At 55.3% G+C, this 16,272-nt stretch carries 14 protein-coding genes and 1 pseudogene; 7 read left to right on the top strand and 8 right to left on the bottom strand.

The features are described 5' to 3' along the window. Positions 1 to 124 precede the first annotated feature (124 nt). The 4 genes from ABF757_RS11430 to betB form a co-directional block, all read right to left on the bottom strand. On the bottom strand, positions 125 to 808 hold the full coding sequence (locus tag ABF757_RS11430) for a Fe2+-dependent dioxygenase (protein ID WP_415482447.1): 684 nt from the start codon (positions 806 to 808) through the stop codon (positions 125 to 127). 119 nt (positions 809 to 927) lie between these two features. Beyond that, positions 928 to 1,443, bottom strand: coding sequence for a prolyl-tRNA synthetase associated domain-containing protein (locus ABF757_RS11425; RefSeq protein ID WP_415482446.1), 516 nt, complete (start codon positions 1,441 to 1,443; stop codon positions 928 to 930). A 40-nt stretch (positions 1,444 to 1,483) separates the two neighbouring features. Continuing rightward, the gene (betA, locus tag ABF757_RS11420; RefSeq protein ID WP_415482445.1) at positions 1,484 to 3,139 is read right to left on the bottom strand and encodes a choline dehydrogenase; all 1,656 of its coding nucleotides are present in this window, start codon (positions 3,137 to 3,139) and stop codon (positions 1,484 to 1,486) included. A gap of 14 nt (positions 3,140 to 3,153) precedes the next feature. Next, on the bottom strand, positions 3,154 to 4,608 hold the full coding sequence (gene betB / locus ABF757_RS11415) for a betaine-aldehyde dehydrogenase (RefSeq protein ID WP_415482444.1): 1,455 nt from the start codon (positions 4,606 to 4,608) through the stop codon (positions 3,154 to 3,156). A gap of 260 nt (positions 4,609 to 4,868) precedes the next feature. On the opposite strand from betB, the gene choX reads away from it, so the two are divergent. The 7 genes from choX to ABF757_RS11380 all read left to right on the top strand — a co-directional run bounded on the left by choX (position 4,869) and on the right by ABF757_RS11380 (position 13,426). Then, positions 4,869 to 5,804: a choline ABC transporter substrate-binding protein gene (gene choX, locus ABF757_RS11410; RefSeq protein ID WP_025861251.1), complete on the top strand. Its 936-nt coding sequence runs from the start codon at positions 4,869 to 4,871 to the stop codon at positions 5,802 to 5,804. 18 nt (positions 5,805 to 5,822) lie between these two features. After that, entirely contained in the window at positions 5,823 to 6,677 is an 855-nt protein-coding gene (gene choW, locus ABF757_RS11405) for a choline ABC transporter permease subunit (RefSeq protein WP_025861250.1), read from the top strand. Continuing rightward, on the top strand, positions 6,674 to 7,861 hold the full coding sequence (locus tag ABF757_RS11400) for a quaternary amine ABC transporter ATP-binding protein (protein ID WP_025861248.1): 1,188 nt from the start codon (positions 6,674 to 6,676) through the stop codon (positions 7,859 to 7,861). The genes choW and ABF757_RS11400 overlap by 4 nt, the downstream gene beginning before the upstream one ends. Positions 7,862 to 8,183: 322 nt before the next feature. After that, positions 8,184 to 8,759 (top strand): RNA polymerase sigma factor, encoded by a 576-nt coding sequence (locus ABF757_RS11395; RefSeq protein WP_415482443.1) that lies wholly within the window; start codon positions 8,184 to 8,186, stop codon positions 8,757 to 8,759. After that, positions 8,710 to 9,645 carry a FecR family protein gene (locus tag ABF757_RS11390; protein WP_415482442.1) on the top strand — a complete coding sequence of 312 codons (936 nt, stop codon included), beginning with the start codon at positions 8,710 to 8,712 and terminating at the stop codon, positions 9,643 to 9,645. Before ABF757_RS11395 ends, ABF757_RS11390 begins: the two co-directional genes overlap by 50 nt. A 389-nt stretch (positions 9,646 to 10,034) precedes the next feature. Further along, complete coding sequence (locus tag ABF757_RS11385) at positions 10,035 to 12,227, top strand: TonB-dependent receptor (RefSeq protein WP_415482440.1); 2,193 nt, start codon at positions 10,035 to 10,037, stop codon at positions 12,225 to 12,227. Then, positions 12,224 to 13,426, top strand: coding sequence for a histidine-type phosphatase (locus tag ABF757_RS11380; RefSeq protein ID WP_415482439.1), 1,203 nt, complete (start codon positions 12,224 to 12,226; stop codon positions 13,424 to 13,426). The genes ABF757_RS11385 and ABF757_RS11380 overlap by 4 nt, the downstream gene beginning before the upstream one ends. Positions 13,427 to 13,477: 51 nt before the next feature. Here ABF757_RS11380 and purU read toward each other — a convergent pair whose 3' ends face one another. From purU to glyA, 4 genes and pseudogenes are all read right to left on the bottom strand, one after another. Further along, complete coding sequence (gene purU / locus ABF757_RS11375; RefSeq protein ID WP_025861243.1) at positions 13,478 to 14,338, bottom strand: formyltetrahydrofolate deformylase; 861 nt, start codon at positions 14,336 to 14,338, stop codon at positions 13,478 to 13,480. A 1-nt stretch (position 14,339) separates the two neighbouring features. Continuing rightward, a complete protein-coding gene (locus ABF757_RS11370) occupies positions 14,340 to 15,425 on the bottom strand; it encodes a GlxA family transcriptional regulator (RefSeq protein ID WP_415482438.1) in 1,086 nt (361 codons plus the stop codon). Between the two features lie 147 nt (positions 15,426 to 15,572). Next, positions 15,573 to 15,983 (bottom strand): ketosteroid isomerase-related protein, encoded by a 411-nt coding sequence (locus ABF757_RS11365; protein WP_025861242.1) that lies wholly within the window; start codon positions 15,981 to 15,983, stop codon positions 15,573 to 15,575. A 140-nt stretch (positions 15,984 to 16,123) separates the two neighbouring features. Then, positions 16,124 to 16,272, bottom strand: a pseudogene (gene glyA / locus ABF757_RS11360) (serine hydroxymethyltransferase); the annotation flags it as partial.

Below are 16,272 nucleotides of genomic sequence, written 5' to 3'. Positions count from 1 at the left end.
TGGCACTGGCACTGGCACTGGCACTGGCACTGGCACTGGCACTGGCACTGGCCAGCACCCCCATTATGATCAGGGCAAGGGAAAGTTTACTCCGCAGCCCGTGCATGAACCGTAGAAACATTGTTTACAGTTCAGCCCATTGTCTCAGTAGATTATGATAGGTGGCCGTCAGCCCCAGAACCGCCGCATGATCATCCGGCAGGGCCTTGCGGGTTTCCATGATCGAGAGATCGAACTGGTGGAGCAGGGTTCTCTGTCCATCATCCTTGACGAGCGATTGCGACCAGAAAAAGGAAGCCCAGCGGCTGCCCCGTGTAATCGGACTTACGGCATGCAGGCTGGTAGAAGGGTAGACTACCATATCCCCCGCCGCCAGCTTGACCTGCTGGGTGCCATAGGTGTCCTGAATCACCAGTTCACCCCCCTCATATTCATCCGGCTCGCTCAGAAACAGGGTGGAGGAGACATCCGTGCGGATTCGCATACCCGTGCCCGGCAGGGGGCGAATGGCGTTATCCACATGCATGCCAAACTGCATGCCAGCATCATAGCGGTTGAACAGGGGCGGATACACACGCAAAGGCAGGGCTGCGCTATTGAACATGGGATTGCGGCCCAAAGCGCGCAAAATCAGTTCCCCCAGTTCGCGGCTGGCCTGACTATCCTGCGGAATCTGAAGGTTGGTTTTGGCCTTGGCAGACTGCTCGCCCGCCGTAACCTTGCCGTCTACCCAGTCCTGCTGTTCCAGCACGCTGCGGCAATGTGCCACTTCATCCTGTGTCAGTACACTGGAAATACATACCAACATGCTGGGCCGTCCCTTTCCTGAGATTTCGGCCCTTATAATTGATAGTGATTATTAAAATCAAGAATAAGCGACTAACAGCAAAGCCCTCCAATGATGTGGGGGCCCTGCAATCATGCCATTCAGGCAGCTTCGGCTCCTTTCGGCTCCAGTGCCAACACCACCGGTTCAACTCCCATATGTTTGAGTGCGGCTTTCAGGTCAGGCACCGCCATGGAAACCGTGCATGTATTCACCATGGGGTGGCATGTCACGAAATCCGCATTCCACAATGCCTCATCAATGGCAAACGTAACCTGATGCGCAGTATCAGCCAGCATGCTCAAAGGCCCGAGCGCACCGGGCTGCGTTTGCAGGCATTCCCACATCAGTTCAGGTTTGCCGAATGAAAGCTTTTTGCTGTTCAAGGCTTCTGGCAGCTTTTTCATGTCCAGCGACCGCCCTGCCAGACAGGTCACAACAAACAGTTTGCCTTTAGCATCCTTGAGAAACAGATTTTTTGTATGCAGTCCCGGCAGTTGCTGCCAGTACGGCATGGCCTCTTCCACCGTATGCACTTGCGGGTGAAAAACCGCCTGATAGGACAGGCCATGTCGTTGCAGAAAATCTGCCACAGCAGGCGGAATCTGGTGCTCCATATCTTGTTGCATCCTTTGTCTTTGCGCGCCCCCGTGTCAATCAGCGCTGATGGGTCTGCCAGTTTTCCGGCACGTAATATGGCGCGTTAGACGCCGGGAGCGGAGGCTTGCCCATAATATGGTCGGAAGCTTTTTCCGCAATCATGACTGTGGGCGCGTTCAGGTTACCATTGGTGATCCGGGGCATGATGGAAGAATCGACAACCCGCAGACCTTCCACACCAATCACGCGCGTTTCAGAATCCACTACAGCCATAGGGTCATCCGCCCGACCCATTTTACAGGTGCAGGAGGGGTGCAGCGCACTTTCCACCTTGTCACGAATAAACGCATCGATCTGTTCATCCGTCTGGCAGTCGGCTCCGGGCTGGATTTCACGCCCGCGGAAAGGATCGAAAGCCTCCTGCGCAAAAATCTCGCGCGTCAAACGCACGCAGTTACGCATATCCACCCAGTCATCCGGGTGGCTCATGTAATTGAAGGCAATCAGCGGTTTGTCTTCCGGGTTGGAAGAACGCAGGCGCACCCAGCCACGACTTTTGGACCGCATAGGCCCGACATGAGCCTGAAAACCATGGCTTGAGGCCAGTCCCTTACCATCATACGTGACGGCCAGCGGTAGGAAGTGGAACTGGATATCGGGGTATTCGATTCCCGCCCGGCTGCGGATAAAGCCACAGCTTTCAAAATGGTTGCTAGCCCCCAGCCCGTCCTTGCGCGCAAGCCAGCGCAGGCCGATTCCCAGCTTGGCCAGTGGCCCCATGGCGGAATACAGGGTGATGGGCTGCGTGCAGGCGACCTGAAAATAGAATTCCAGATGATCCTGCAAATTCTCACCAACACCTGGCCTGTCCGCCAGCACGGAAATACCATGCTCACGCAGTTCCTGTGCAGGCCCGATACCGGAGAGTTTGAGCAACTGCGGCGAGTTGATGGAACCACCGCTCAGAATCACCTCACGCCGCGCCCGCACCGTGAACTCCTGATTACCCTGCCGGTAAACCACGCCAACAGCCCGCCGCCCCTCGAACACAAGCCGCATGACGCGGGCATGGGTTTCAAGGCTGAGGTTTTTGCGCGACAAGGCCGGGCGCAGATAAGCATTGGCCGTGCTCCAGCGCACCCCGTCCTTGACCGTCATACTCATCCGGTCAAAGCCTTCCTGACGGTAGCCGTTATAATCTCCAGTCCGCACATAACCGGCCTGCTCACCCGCCTTCATCCAGGCTTCATGCAGGGGGTTATCCAGCGTGCCATACTGGGTCTGCAACATGCCATGCCGACCACGATATTCGGCATCGCCCTCATCACACCCTTCGGCGCGGCGGAAATACGGCAGAACATTCGCGTAGTTCCACCCGGTTGCTCCCATTTGCTCCCATTCGGCAAAGTCCAGCGCATGACCACGCACATACACCATGCCGTTGATGGAGGAAGACCCACCCAGCCCCTTGCCACGCGGCGTGTGCATGCGCCGTCCGTTCAGGTTCGGCTCGGGTTCACTCTCGTAAAACCAATTGAAGCGCTTGTCGTGCATGGGCATGGCCAGCGCGGAAGGCATCTGCACGATAATGGATTTATCGCTTCCGCCGAATTCAAGCAGCAGCACCGTATCCTGCCCGCTTTCGCTCAGCCGGTTAGCCAGCACGCACCCGGCCGAACCAGCCCCGATAACGATGTAATCGAACTCAGACATGCGTTTTCTTCCGCTTAATAAGGGGCATCCACACCGCCAAGATTCACGTAAACGCTCTTGACCTGTGTGTAATGTTCAACAGCCAGACGGCTGTTTTCACGCCCAAGGCCCGACTGCTTGTATCCGCCAAACGGCAGCTCGATCGGGGTGATATTATAAGTGTTGATCCAGCATGTGCCGGCTTCAAGCTGATGAATAACCCTGTGAGCACGCGCCAGATCGGATGAGAACACACCCGCCGCCAGACCAAAAACGGTTGCATTGGCGCGAGCAATAACCTCGTCTTCCTCAACAAAGTCAGAAACAGCCATAACGGGGCCAAAAATTTCTTCACGCATGATGCGCATTTCATCCACGCAATCGGCAAAAACCGTGGGGGCAACAAAAGCCCCATGCGCCAGATCACCTTCCTGCACGCGGTATCCGCCAGTCAGAAGCCGCGCTCCTTCCTGTTTGCCGATTTCAATATACTCAAGCACTTTTTCCATATGCCCCTGCGAAATCAGGGAACCCATCTGGCTCTGCGGATCAAGCGGCGCGCCAACGCGGATTTTTTCAACGCGCGCCTTCAGTGCTGCCAGAAAACGATCACGGATGGAAACATGGACAAAAACACGCGTACCGTTTGAACAGATCTCACCCGCTGAATAAAAATTGGCCAGCAGCGCGGCAGATACGGCGTTATCGATATCCGCGTCCTCAAAAACAATCAGTGGCGATTTGCCACCCAGTTCAAGCGTAACGTATTTGAGCGTTTCAGCCGCCCCTGCCATCACGCGCCGCCCGGTTCCGACTTCTCCGGTCAGGGACACCTTGCGGATGGCGGGTTCGCTCACCAGCATGCGGCCCACATCGGCCGCCCCCTGCACGACGTTGAACACACCATCGGGCACGCCTGCCTGTTTGTAAATCCGGGCTAGATGCACGGCTGTCAGCGGTGTCATTTCCGAGGGTTTGAACAGCATGGCATTGCCGCAGGCCAGCGCAGGCGCGGATTTCCAGCATGCGATCTGAATCGGGTAGTTCCACGCGCCAATGCCTGCAGTAAGGCCCAGCGGCTCCCGGCGGGTATAGCCGAAAGCCTGCGGCCCGAGGTCAACGGCTTCACCATTCAGATTGGCTGCCACCGCACCGAAATACTCAAGCGCATCCGCACCGGACAGGATATCCACCGCTTCGGTCTCGGCAATGGGTTTGCCGGTGTCCAGCGTTTCCAGCCGGGCGAGTTCGCTATTGTTTTCACGTAGCAGGTCAGCCGCGCGCCGCAGAATACGACCGCGTTCGGCCCCCGTCATGGCAGCCCAGACCTTCTGCCCGGCCCGCGCCGTTTCCACTGCGGCGGCCATGGTTTCCGCCGTGGCACTTTCGGCCTGTGTCAGTACCTCTCCGGTGGCGGGATTTATAACCGGAAAACGCTCTCCGGTTGACGGCAGGGGCTGCCCGCCCACCCAGCTACGGCAAATTTCCATAAATTCCTCTTTAATTCGTCACCGGACAGGACGCCGCATACGGGCGGCTCGTCATTTCACACAAGAAACCATATTCTCTTATTGAATGACATGGACATTCGTTTGAAGAAAATGCCACCTGCTGAAAATATTACATCCACTTGAGTTATTTACAAAAAATTCCTTCTTTTTCTCCGTATTTCCCTTGCACTTCATTTCATTTTTTATTCAGAATGATCCAGCCTGTGAATCAGACGCATACCAGCTGGAGAACACCGCCGATGAAAAAGCTACTCCTTGCCGCCTCGGTTCTTATTTCTTCATCCCTTGCCGCCCTGCCCGCCTCCGCCGCCGACCCGGCCTCCTGTCAGACCGTTCGCCTCGGCGATGTCGGCTGGACAGACGCCACCGCTGTCACGGCACTAACAGCCAATGTGCTGCATGGCATGGGCTACAAGACCCAGACCCCCATGGTCGCCCTTTCGGTTGTCTACCTGTCACTTCAGATCAAGAAGCTCGACGCCTTCATGAGCGACTGGGAGCCGTCCGGCGCATCGGTTATCGGGCCCTATCTGGAAAAAGGTGCTGTCGAGCGTATCGCCACCAACCTGTCTGGTGCACACTACACGCTGGGCGTGCCGGATTACGTGGCGGCACAGGGCGTGCATGATTTCAAGGATATCGCGGGCTGGGCTGAAAAGCTGCATGGCACCATTTACGGAATCGAACCCGGCAATGATGGCAACCGGATCATTCTGGGCATGATTCAGCACAATGAATTCGGTCTGGGTAAATTCCACCTGAACGAAAGCAGCGAACAGGGCATGCTCTCGCAGGTGGCTCGGGCCGTTGCCGCCAAGGAGCCAATCGTGTTTCTGGCATGGGAACCCCACCCCATGAACATGCATTTCAACATCACCTACCTGACCGGTGGCGAGAAAGCCTTTGGTGCCTCGGCTGAAGTCGATACCATCGTGCGCAAGGGCTACGTGGCTGAATGCCCCAATGTCGGCCGCCTGCTCAAGCAGCTTGCCTTTACCGTATCGGCTGAAAACGAAATGATGAAAGCCATTTCGGAAGATCATGTTCCCGCCCCTGAAGCAACCAAGCAGTGGCTGAAAGCACATCCTGACGTGCTGGATAAATGGCTGGATGGTGTCACCACCTTTGACGGCGCGCCTGCCCTGCCGGCGGTTCGTGCATCCCTAGGTCTTTGAGGTTTAGATCACAATCCTATGCTAAACGCTGCGAATGACTGGATCACATCCCATAAAATCCCGCTGGGTCTGTGGATGTCGGATCTTGTCGATCTAGTCCGAGTCCACTGCACAGGTCTGCTGGATGTCATCAGCGGCAGTATCACATGGGGCGTGGACTCGTTCACGACCCTGTTGCAGGCCGCCCCTCCCATCATGCTGATCGTTCTGGCCGTTGCCGGTACCGCCGCACTCAAGCGGCGGTTTCTGGCCCCGACACTGGTGGGGGTCGGCTTACTGTTCATTCTCAATCAGGGCTACTGGGATGATACGATGGCCACGCTATCGCTCATCCTGTTTTCCACCCTTATTTCCATGCTCATTGGTGTGCCGCTGGGTATTGCCGCGGCACACCGCCCCTGGTTGAACAAGGCCATGCACCCGCTGCTGGATCTGATGCAGACACTGCCTACCTTTGTCTATCTGATCCCGACCCTGATCCTGTTCGGGTTAGGCACGGTGCCTGGGCTTATTTCCACCATCATTTTCGCTATTCCTGCCCCCATCCGCATGACGGAAATGGGCATTGCCTCAGTGTCCAAAACCTTTCTTGAAGCGGGGGAAGCCTTTGGCGCAACGCCCCGCCAGCTTCTTTGGAAAATCGAACTGCCAGCCGCCCTGCCCATGATCCGTGCAGGACTGACACAGTGCATCATGCTCAGCCTGTCCATGGTTGTTATTGCTGCCCTTGTGGGTGCCGGGGGACTTGGGGTGCCTGTCGTACGCGCTCTTAACACCGTGCAGGTGGATGTCGGGTTCGAAGCGGGCTTCGCCATCGTTATTCTGGCTATTATTCTCGATCGTGTCTGCCGTTCTGGAGACTCCGGACAATGAATTCTGCTCTGTCCTTCCGCCATGTCGATATCATGTTCCCCTCCCGCAAAGGGGGAGGACTGGTGGACAAAGCCATTGTACTGGCCCGTGAAGGGAAAAGCCGGGCTGAAATTCTTGAAGCCACCGGCGTTGTTCTAGGCGTGTCCGACGCCAATCTTGAGGTTGAACGCGGCAAGATCAGCGTGCTCATGGGGCTGTCCGGTTCAGGCAAATCCACCCTGCTGCGCGCAGCAAACCGGCTAAACAAGACGGTCAATGGCGAGGTGCTGATCGGTAATGGCGTGGCGCATGTCGATATCGCATCGTGCAATGATGATACGCTGCGGGACCTGCGCAAAACACGCATTGCCATGGTGTTCCAGCAGTTTGCCATCCTGCCCTGGCGCAGTGTGCGCGAGAATGTCGGCTTGGGTCTGGAACTGCGCGACATAGCACCTGCAATCCGCCGTGAAATGGTCGATGAAAAACTGGAGCTTGTCGGGCTGGACAAATGGGCCGATGCCAACGTCAAGGATCTCTCCGGCGGGATGCAGCAGCGCGTGGGGCTGGCCCGCGCCTTTGCCACCGATGCCGATATCCTGCTGATGGATGAGCCATTTTCTGCCCTTGACCCGCTGATCCGGCGCAAGCTGCAGGATGAGCTGATGATGCTTCAGAAAAAGCTCAAGAAAACCATTCTCTTTGTCAGCCATGACATTGATGAAGCCATGAAGATTGGCAACCAGATCACGATCATGAAGGAAGGCCGTATCGTTCAGACCGGCACACCGCAGGAAATCGTGGCGACCCCAGCCAATGATTATGTGCGCGACTTCATCAGCCACATGAATCCGCTCCCCATTCTGAGCGCTGACTCTTTCATGAAGCCGCTGGCACCTGATCTGTCGAACCTTAACCTAGCGGGGAGCGGCCCTTACAGGCTGGAAGCTGCAACCGGCAAGCTCGTATCCGATACACGAAACTTCTCCACGCTTTTTCTGGCAGAAGGGCAGCCTGCACCGCAGACACTGGCCGAAGACTGCATTTTATGTGTGCATCAAACAACGTCTTTGAGTGAAATGGCAGCCCTGAGCCAGCAAAGCCCGTGGCCCCTGCTCGTGCATAACGGCAGCAGCATTATTGGCCTGTGCGATGAGCGCAGCATTATCAGCGCGGTTGTGCAGGTCAGCCAGGATGCGGCCTGAAACCACACAGTGCCCGATATAGTACTGGAGCAAACAAACCAGAGTGCATCGTCAATCACTTCCGAAGAGAGCAGCAACGGCTTACCTTGCTGCAAGGGAAGTTGATTGCGGCTTGTCATAGTCTGCGGCGAAGCCTCTGGACTGCTTTAGTCCACGGTTCTTCAATCCCTTCAGGTGCGGCCCTTAATCTGTTTACCTGCGCTGCACACTCATACTGAGTGCGGTATAGGCTCAGCCCTTTGTCACGCAACTTTCACACTGCTTAACCCATGCAATTGCTACATGCCTGCCAATCAACCACACTGGCGGGCAGAGGGTTCGATTGTTCAACAATTCAGACCAGTGCAGCATCTGGCTGGCCACTCATATTCTCCCGCACGAAAATCATATCCGCGCAAGGCTCCGGCGCTATGCGGATATCGATGCAGATGACATTATCCACGAAGCCTATGTGACCATAGCGGAGGCCGACTGGGCAGGCATTGCCAACCCGCTCGCATATTTTACGTCTATCTGCCGCAATCTGGTTATGCAGCATTACCGGCGCGCACGTGTAGTGCCGGTGACAAGCCTTGCCCTTATGCAGGCCGATACCATGCCAGATGCCATGCCTTCGGCCGAGCAGGTTGTGCATGCGCGGCAAGAAATGCGCTTTCTGGAAAAAGCCATAGCAAAGCTACCAGCCCGTTGCCGGGATATTTTTATTCTACGTAGGGCACGTGGTCTGAGCCAGAAGGAATGCGCCACGCAATTAAACATTTCTGAAAACATTGTAGAAAAACAGCTTGCTCGCGCACTTGTTTTTTTGTCGAAAGAATATTCGGAATCAGAAAGGGAGATGACCGTTGATGAGGAGAGACGCCCGCGTCTCGCCCACTCTCGCAAGCGCCACCCCTGAAGAGGCGGCAGCAGGATGGACGGCCAGACTAGACAAAGGCCCCCTTTCCGCAAGCGAACAGCAGGCACTACAACACTGGCTGGATCAGGATAGACGACACAAGGGAGCCTTCCTGCGTGCAAAGGCCATCTGGCAGGCAAGTGGCAGGCTGTCAGCACTGCATGGCCCCGCAGCACCCCCTATTGCTCACACCACGCCTTTACCGCCCCTGCCGCGCCGTCGCTTTTTTGCTGCCGCAGCGGCAACCACCCTGCTCCTTGCCACTCCCAAGCCGCAGGGCAAGGCCAATAGTCTTTACGTAACAGCCAATGGCGTTTCCGCCCCTCTGCACACGGCTTTTGGCACCATTACGCTGGACTGTTACTCCCAGCTCAAAATGGGATTGGAGAGCAGCCGTCTTGTTGCCGGGCGCTGCTGCGTGCTGGGCCGCACAGGTATGATTGTCAAAGCAGGCAACCTTATTTTTGCCCCTCAGGGCCGCCTGCTTTTATCCTGCACCCCAACGCAGGTTACGGCCACAAGCATATCGGGCAGCGTGCGCTTGCGCAGGCACCATTCGAATGAGTGGTGGACCCTAAACGCTGGCTCACAGATTAGCCTGACCGGGAATCTCCCCCCCGAAGTGCGCAGTTTGTTACCCGAGGAAATGGCAACACAGAACGCATGGAGCCTTGGCCTCCTAGAAGCGCGGGACGAAAGCATTTCCAGCATTGTCAGCACATTTAACCGCTACAACCAAAGGCAACTCCACGTCTCCGCAGAGTTTGCCAACCGTAAGCTGACAGGTGTTTTCAACCTAAACCAGCCGGAAGTTTTTGCCATGGCCGCACAAACCATTCTGGGAGCAAAGCTGACGCAAACCCCACAAACACTTTTGCTGTATTAAACGGAAAGCCGTCTTATTTGTGTAACAAAAAAAACCAGCGGAAAATGCAGCAGCTTTGACTCTTAACGGTATGTTCCGTCACAAGCAGGGCAACTACCGTGCATTTTTTTTCTGTTCGTATTTCTTGTCTTACGCTGTGCCTGTGCAGTGTATCCGTGCTGTCTGCTTCGCATGCTTTGGCGGCTCCGGTTCATTTTGCCATTCCACCCGGGCCTCTTAATCAGGCAGTTGTAACCTTTAGCCGCCAGTCCGGGCAGCAGGTTGCACTGGATAGCGCTCTGGCTGCCAAAGCCACAGCCTCCCCGGTTTATGGCACCATGGAGCCAGAAGACGCGCTGACCCACCTGCTACAGGGCACGGGGCTGGATGTCGATGCACACCAAAAAAACATGCTGATCGTGCGCAAATCCACCTCAGCACCCATCAAAGCTAGAACACATAACGACAGCACAAAAAAAGAGCAGAGCGCAGAAGAACATATTACTGTTCTAGGTCGAGCCATGCGCCTGTCACCCGCAGTAGTGCCGCTGGATATTACGGAACCCACATCGCGCATCCAAAGCAATTTTATCAATAACAACATCATTCCGCTCGCCAGCGTGGATGATATTATCAAATTCCAGCCCAGCATATGGACTCAAAACCCCAATGGGCCCGGCATGGGCAAAGCCGAAACCATGAGCCTGCGCGGTTTTCAGGACGGACAGTACAACATGACGTATGACGGCATTCCATTTGGCGATGCCTCTGACCTGCACCACACAACATCATCTTTATTTATCTCGCACTTTCTGGGTGAAGCGCAGATTGACCGTGGCCCCGGAACGGCCTCCACTATTGGCAATGCAACCTTTGGCGGCACGGTAGGCTTTCGCTCCAAAACACCACCGAGCAAAGCTGGTGCCCAGCTTTATGGCACATATGGCAGCTTTAACACCCGGGCAGGTGGGCTGGAGCTGGATAGCGGCAAAACCCGTTTTGGTAAAATCGTTCTGGACATGCAGCATGAAGAAACAGACGGCTACCTGACCAATTCCTATGAAAAACGCAGCAACATTTTATTCAAGGATGAAATCAAGCTGGCGGATGATACCAGCCTGACCATCCAGACGACCTATAACAAGGAATGGCAGTACACCACTCAAGGGGCAACGCTGGAAGATTATGCCAAATACGGCAACAACTACGGCCTGTGCAAAGACCCGACCAGACAGTGCTATTATGGTTACAACCCCAGCACCTATACATCCGACTTTAGCTACATTGCCCTCAAAACCCGCCTGAACAACTGGCTTAGTCTACACAACTCACTCTACACAACCGGGTTTGAGCATGAATATACGGAATCAACCGATTCCAGCCAACGCTCACTCGATGCCAATGGCGTAACCTTTTACAACGCCGCAGGAAAAAAAGTGGCAACGTATAAATCGGATATTCCTGGAAAATACGCTGATGCCCATTTCCGCAATTATGGTGACACACTCAACCTAACTGCAAAAACACACTATGTGGACGTGCAGCTAGGCGTTTGGGCCGACGTTCAAAAAGACAGACGTATTAGCTATGCAGTAGATCTTTCCAAAGGGTCTATCCCCGTTCCCGGCAAAACGGGCAGCCCGTACAGCTACAATATTGCGGATACAAACACCACGCTCCAGCCTTATCTGGAACTGGACATACACCCACTACCGGGTATGACCATCAAACCCGGTATCAAATACTCATACTTCCACCGTGATTATGATGCGGCACTGAACAAATCCACCAAACAACCTCTGAACGCCACACAGACCTTTACATCATGGCAGCCATCCATTGCCATAAACCAGCGTATCATGAGCCAGTGGAGCGCTTATGCACAGATTGCCCGTGGTTTTCTGGCCCCCCCCATTTCCGTTTTTCAGGTCGGGAATGTTGGCAATGTAAAGCCCGAAACAACCATGAACTACCAGATCGGTTCCGTTTACCGAGATAAAAAATGGATGCTTGCAGCAGACGCCTATTACATCAATTTTTCAAACTATATTGCGGCCGCACAGATTTCCGTTCCCGGTTATGGCACCACGTCCACCTATGTTAACAGTGGTGGTGCAATATACAAAGGACTGGAACTGGAAGCACAATATGTTATCGGTTATGGGCTCTCGCTTTACGGAAATTACAGCGTCAATAGTGCCAAATACAAACATACCGATGTAGACGTTGCCTCCACCCCTAACATGCTGGCCTCCTTTGGGCTACTTTACGAGAACGAACGGGGAGCTTATTTTTCTATTATTGGAAAATATGTCGGCAAACACTGGGGGCTGGACAGCACCACCAATGCGGCAGGCAATACGCAGTTTGCAAACCAGTATAAAATAAATAGCAACGTCACTGCCGACCTTGCTTTGGGCTGGCGCATTCGTAATGCTGGCAGCATCTTCCGCGAAATCACACCCAGCCTTAAAATTGGCAATCTGTTCAATAATCAGGCTATTAGCAACTTTGCTGGCAACCAGAGCTATGGCGATGCCCCTCTTTACTGGCGCAATCCCGGGCGTAGCGTGTTCTTTAACCTTGCGGTGACCATGCCATGAGACCTCTAACCCTGTTATGCGCGCTACTTGCAAGCACACCGGCTCTTGCAGCCCCTCCTACCCCTACCACACAACAAGAGCCCGTGCTGGAACGGGTCGTGCTGGTTGCCCGCCACGGCGTACGCAGCCCAACCAAGCCGCCGCAAACCCTACAAACCCAGACTGGCCATGTCTGGGCACAATGGCCTGTTGCGCCGGGGGAACTAACAGACCACGGTAAACAGGCACTGGAGCAGATGGTTGGCATGGTACGCCAGCACTATGTTAAGGCGGGCCTGCTCCCGGCCACGGGCTGCCCGACACCGGGGAGCGTCACCATCTGGGCCGACTCTAAGGATCACCGCACGCGTGAAAGTGGGGCCATCTGGGCCGGACATCTGGCTCCCTCCTGCAAGCAGCAGTCCCTCTCGCTTGAGGCGTCACAGGAAGACCCCATTTTTGCAGGCCCAGCCACACCGCTAAGTGTGCAGGAACAAAATGCCATTACGCGTGAATTCAACCAGAGGACCAGCGCCATACCCACCACTGTTGGCAACAGCATGAACACGTTGCAGGCCGTTTTGGCACCGACCGCCTGCACCACGGACAAGCCTCATTGCCTCAGCACGAACACAGCGATACTCGCATGGAAAAACGACAAACCCCGTCTTGAAGGGGGTATTGCCACAGGTGGAACAGCCGCGGAAAATCTGCTTTTGGAATATGCACAAGGGATGCCCGTACACGCTGAACCTTTTGGCCAGCAAAACCCGGCAACCCTGATTGAACAGGTTTTCCCTCTCCATACAGAGGAAAGCTGGCTGATCCGCCGCCTGCCCACTCTGGCCGCCCACAAAGGGGCGACTATGGTATCGGTCGTGCAGGATGTGCTGGCTGGCAAACCCAGCACCGCGTTGCCCGCAGCCACAGAGCAGACAAGACTGCTCGTTCTCTCGGGGCATGACACCAATCTGGATATGCTGGCCACATTCTACGGGCTGGACTGGTCCTTTACCGATCAGCCCGACCCAACTGCGCCTGACACAACTCTGGCCTTTGAACTCTGGCGCTCACCCAACGGGTCATACGTAACCGTGAGGCTGTTCCATCAGAGCTTAGAGGCACTACGTACACTGGCGGCACCAGACCCTGCGGTGGATATGCAGGTCATTGCCAGCGGCCCATCTCTGCAAACCTTACACCCCACAACCATGCACTAACGTGCCGGGGTAGATGCCTCGGCCTTTAGTGTATGGCTGTGGGCAAACCTGTCAGTCTGGAAAAACCACCGTCCTGTCATCATTCAGGAAAACGCGGCCATCCAGATGGTAACGGACGGCACGGGCCAGAACCCGGCGCTCGATATCGCGGCCCTTGCGCACCAGATCCTCTATCGTATCGGTATGCGTAATGGGCTCGATATCCTGTTCTATAATCGGGCCTTCATCCAGATCAGTCGTCACGTAATGAGCAGTTGCACCAATCAGCTTAACACCGCGCTGGCTGGCCTGATGGTATGGCTCCTGCCCCCTGAATCCCGGCAGGAAAGAGCGATGGATATTAATACAACGCCCTTCCACATCCCTGACAAACCGATCAGAAAAAACCTGCATATAGCGGGCCAGAACCAGAAGCTCCGCCCCACTTTCCTCCATGATCCCGCGCAGGGCCTCTTCCTGCTCGTCCCGCCCTTCCTCCGTTACCGGCAGATGGTGGAACGGGATATCACCCAGATGCACCCGGCCGCAGGCCACAGGCAGCGGGTGGTTGGAAACAACCCCCACAGGCTGCATCATCGACATCTCGCCATTACGCCAGCGGTAAAGCAGATCATTCAGGCAATGGTCAAAGCGGGATGTCATGATCAGCGTGCGCACAGGCTGCTGGCGCTCGCGCAACTGGTGATACGCCCCCAACCTGCCCGCAACACTTTCAAGCCTTCTGGACAACAGGGGCATCTGCGCCGGACGCACCGTGCAGGCCATGCGCATAAAATAGCGATCCTGCATACGGTCGTTAAACTGGTTTATATCCTTGATATCGCCTTCACATTCCACAACCGCTTGTGAAAATGCGGCAATGATACCCGGTCTGCTCTGGCATTTTACCGTAATGACCGCAGAATGCGCCATATCAGCTAACATGTTCCATCTCTTCAAAAAGTCTCACACCCGCATAATTGTCGTTAAAGACAGCGGGCTCTTCATAACTACCGCCAGACGCCATCAGGCGCAGCTCCGTTGGTGTCAGACCAAAACGAGCCTTAAACTGGCGTGAAAAATGCGCACAATCGGAAAAACCTGTTTCTATGGCTATTTCTGTAATCGACATATCTCCCTGCCGGAGCAGGGCCCGCGCATAACGCAGGCGGATCAGCCGATAAAAATCGGTCGGCTTCATGCCGATTTCTGTCTGGAACAACCTTACGAGATGCCTTGGCGACAGGCCTAGCTGTTCGGCAATAACCCCGATAGCCACAGGCTCGTTCATGTTCTGCTCCATAGCCATGGCCGCGCGCTTGACATGCGGGTTGGCTGTCAGCCTGATTTCACCCATCAGAGGTGGGGTTGGCTGGAGCAGGTTCTGCTGCCGCACGGCCTGGCGTTCCAGCAACAGAACATGGCTGGCCTTCTGTGCTGTGGATTTACCGAAATGCTTTTCCAGAAGATAGCTGGCCATATCGGCTGTTCCCGCTCCACCCGAGCAGGAAATACGGCTGCGATCCGCGACAAACAAGCGATCACTACTGACATTGTGGTCAGGAAAAGCTTCCATGAAATCCTGACGATGATACCAGCTTACGCAACACAGGCGGTTTTTCATGACACCGGCACGACAGAGCACAAACACCCCGGTACAGACCCCAACAAGTGCAACCCCCTGTGAGGCCGCCTGCCGGAGATAGGCAAGGGTCTGCTCCCCCACCTGCTCGCGGCCCTGCAACAGGCCGCCAACCACAATAATGTAATCGAACTCGGATGGAGGTAGCAGACCCGCATCCCGGCTAACGGGAATGCCACAACTGGAACGCACGGGCTCAGTCTGCTCCGCAATAACCTGCCACTGGCAGCGGATCGGGCGGCTGTTGTCGTTGCGATCCGCTGCGAGCCGCAGATGATCGACCAGAAGAGCAAACGCCGAAAGTGTGAACTGTCTTGCCAGAATGATGCCAACCCGCAGGTTGGGCGTTTTATCTGATCCGGGAGTCGTGCCGCGCATAACCTGTCCCCCATCCCTGCTCTGCCAGTCTGGCAGAGCATCGACATACCCTGCTGGGTATGTCTGATATATTCAAGGATGGAACTTTTGTACCGGCATCGTTTTCGTCAATGCGACATTTTTTTACATTTACGCACAATAAAGCCGTCAGCCTGCAACCTGCTTAAGCCAGTCTTCGAGGTTGTAATAATTGCTGATCCTGCTCACCTTGCCGTCACGCACTTCAAAAAAAGCACCGGCTGGCAGAATGTAGGTCTGGCCCTTGGCTTCAGGCAGGCCCTCATCCGTTTTCAGATATTTGCCATGCACGATAAATTCAGCGGCAGCCCGGTTGCCGCTCTCATCCGCCATGATGACGATATCCTTGAGCTGTTCAGCATAGGCACTGTCCATCCGCTCCAGAAAGCGCCTGAACGCATCACGGCCAATCTCGCGCCCACCCTGATTGATGTCGTGAATGACATCATCCGCCAAGAGCGCCAGAAACCCTTCCCGGTCTCCCGCATTGAATGCGGCATAGTACCGCCCGATCAGATCCAGTGTATCCTGCTGCGCCATGTCTGTTATTCTCCCTGCCATGGATTGCCGCCCTGCATGCAACCCCGGCACCATTGTCACTACCCGCTAAACCGCATTGCGGCCCACCCCATCTTTGCAGCGGAGCGGGCCTTGCACGGTATTTTTTCTTTCTAACGCTGTTATCTTTTATAGATAGGGAAGCGTGCGCACAGAGCCTTGACGCGGGTATGGACGGCCTGTTCCACAGCCGCATCGCCCTCGCCACCGGAGGCAGCCAGCGCGCTCAGCACTTCGTCGATCATCTCGCCAATTTCGCGGAATTCCGCCT

Source organism: Acetobacter papayae (assembly GCF_047721125.1).
Lineage (GTDB): Bacteria > Pseudomonadota > Alphaproteobacteria > Acetobacterales > Acetobacteraceae > Acetobacter > Acetobacter papayae.
The sequence above is the reverse complement of the archived record's forward strand: the minus strand, read 5'-3'. Positions and strand labels throughout refer to the sequence as shown.

What these genes read in the sequence shown, in the direction of transcription:
- ABF757_RS11430 (WP_415482447.1), bottom strand. Translation starts at nt 808, where the DNA reads ATGTTGGTATGTATTTCCAGTGTACTGACACAGGATGAAGTGGCACAT.
- ABF757_RS11425 (WP_415482446.1), bottom strand. Translation starts at nt 1,443, where the DNA reads ATGGAGCACCAGATTCCGCCTGCTGTGGCAGATTTTCTGCAACGACAT.
- betA (WP_415482445.1), bottom strand. Translation starts at nt 3,139, where the DNA reads ATGTCTGAGTTCGATTACATCGTTATCGGGGCTGGTTCGGCCGGGTGC.
- betB (WP_415482444.1), bottom strand. Translation starts at nt 4,608, where the DNA reads ATGGAAATTTGCCGTAGCTGGGTGGGCGGGCAGCCCCTGCCGTCAACC.
- choX (WP_025861251.1), top strand. Translation starts at nt 4,869, where the DNA reads ATGAAAAAGCTACTCCTTGCCGCCTCGGTTCTTATTTCTTCATCCCTT.
- choW (WP_025861250.1), top strand. Translation starts at nt 5,823, where the DNA reads ATGCTAAACGCTGCGAATGACTGGATCACATCCCATAAAATCCCGCTG.
- ABF757_RS11400 (WP_025861248.1), top strand. Translation starts at nt 6,674, where the DNA reads ATGAATTCTGCTCTGTCCTTCCGCCATGTCGATATCATGTTCCCCTCC.
- ABF757_RS11390 (WP_415482442.1), top strand. Translation starts at nt 8,710, where the DNA reads ATGAGGAGAGACGCCCGCGTCTCGCCCACTCTCGCAAGCGCCACCCCT.
- ABF757_RS11385 (WP_415482440.1), top strand. Translation starts at nt 10,035, where the DNA reads ATGCTGATCGTGCGCAAATCCACCTCAGCACCCATCAAAGCTAGAACA.
- ABF757_RS11380 (WP_415482439.1), top strand. Translation starts at nt 12,224, where the DNA reads ATGAGACCTCTAACCCTGTTATGCGCGCTACTTGCAAGCACACCGGCT.
- purU (WP_025861243.1), bottom strand. Translation starts at nt 14,338, where the DNA reads ATGGCGCATTCTGCGGTCATTACGGTAAAATGCCAGAGCAGACCGGGT.
- ABF757_RS11370 (WP_415482438.1), bottom strand. Translation starts at nt 15,425, where the DNA reads ATGCGCGGCACGACTCCCGGATCAGATAAAACGCCCAACCTGCGGGTT.
- ABF757_RS11365 (WP_025861242.1), bottom strand. Translation starts at nt 15,983, where the DNA reads ATGGCGCAGCAGGATACACTGGATCTGATCGGGCGGTACTATGCCGCA.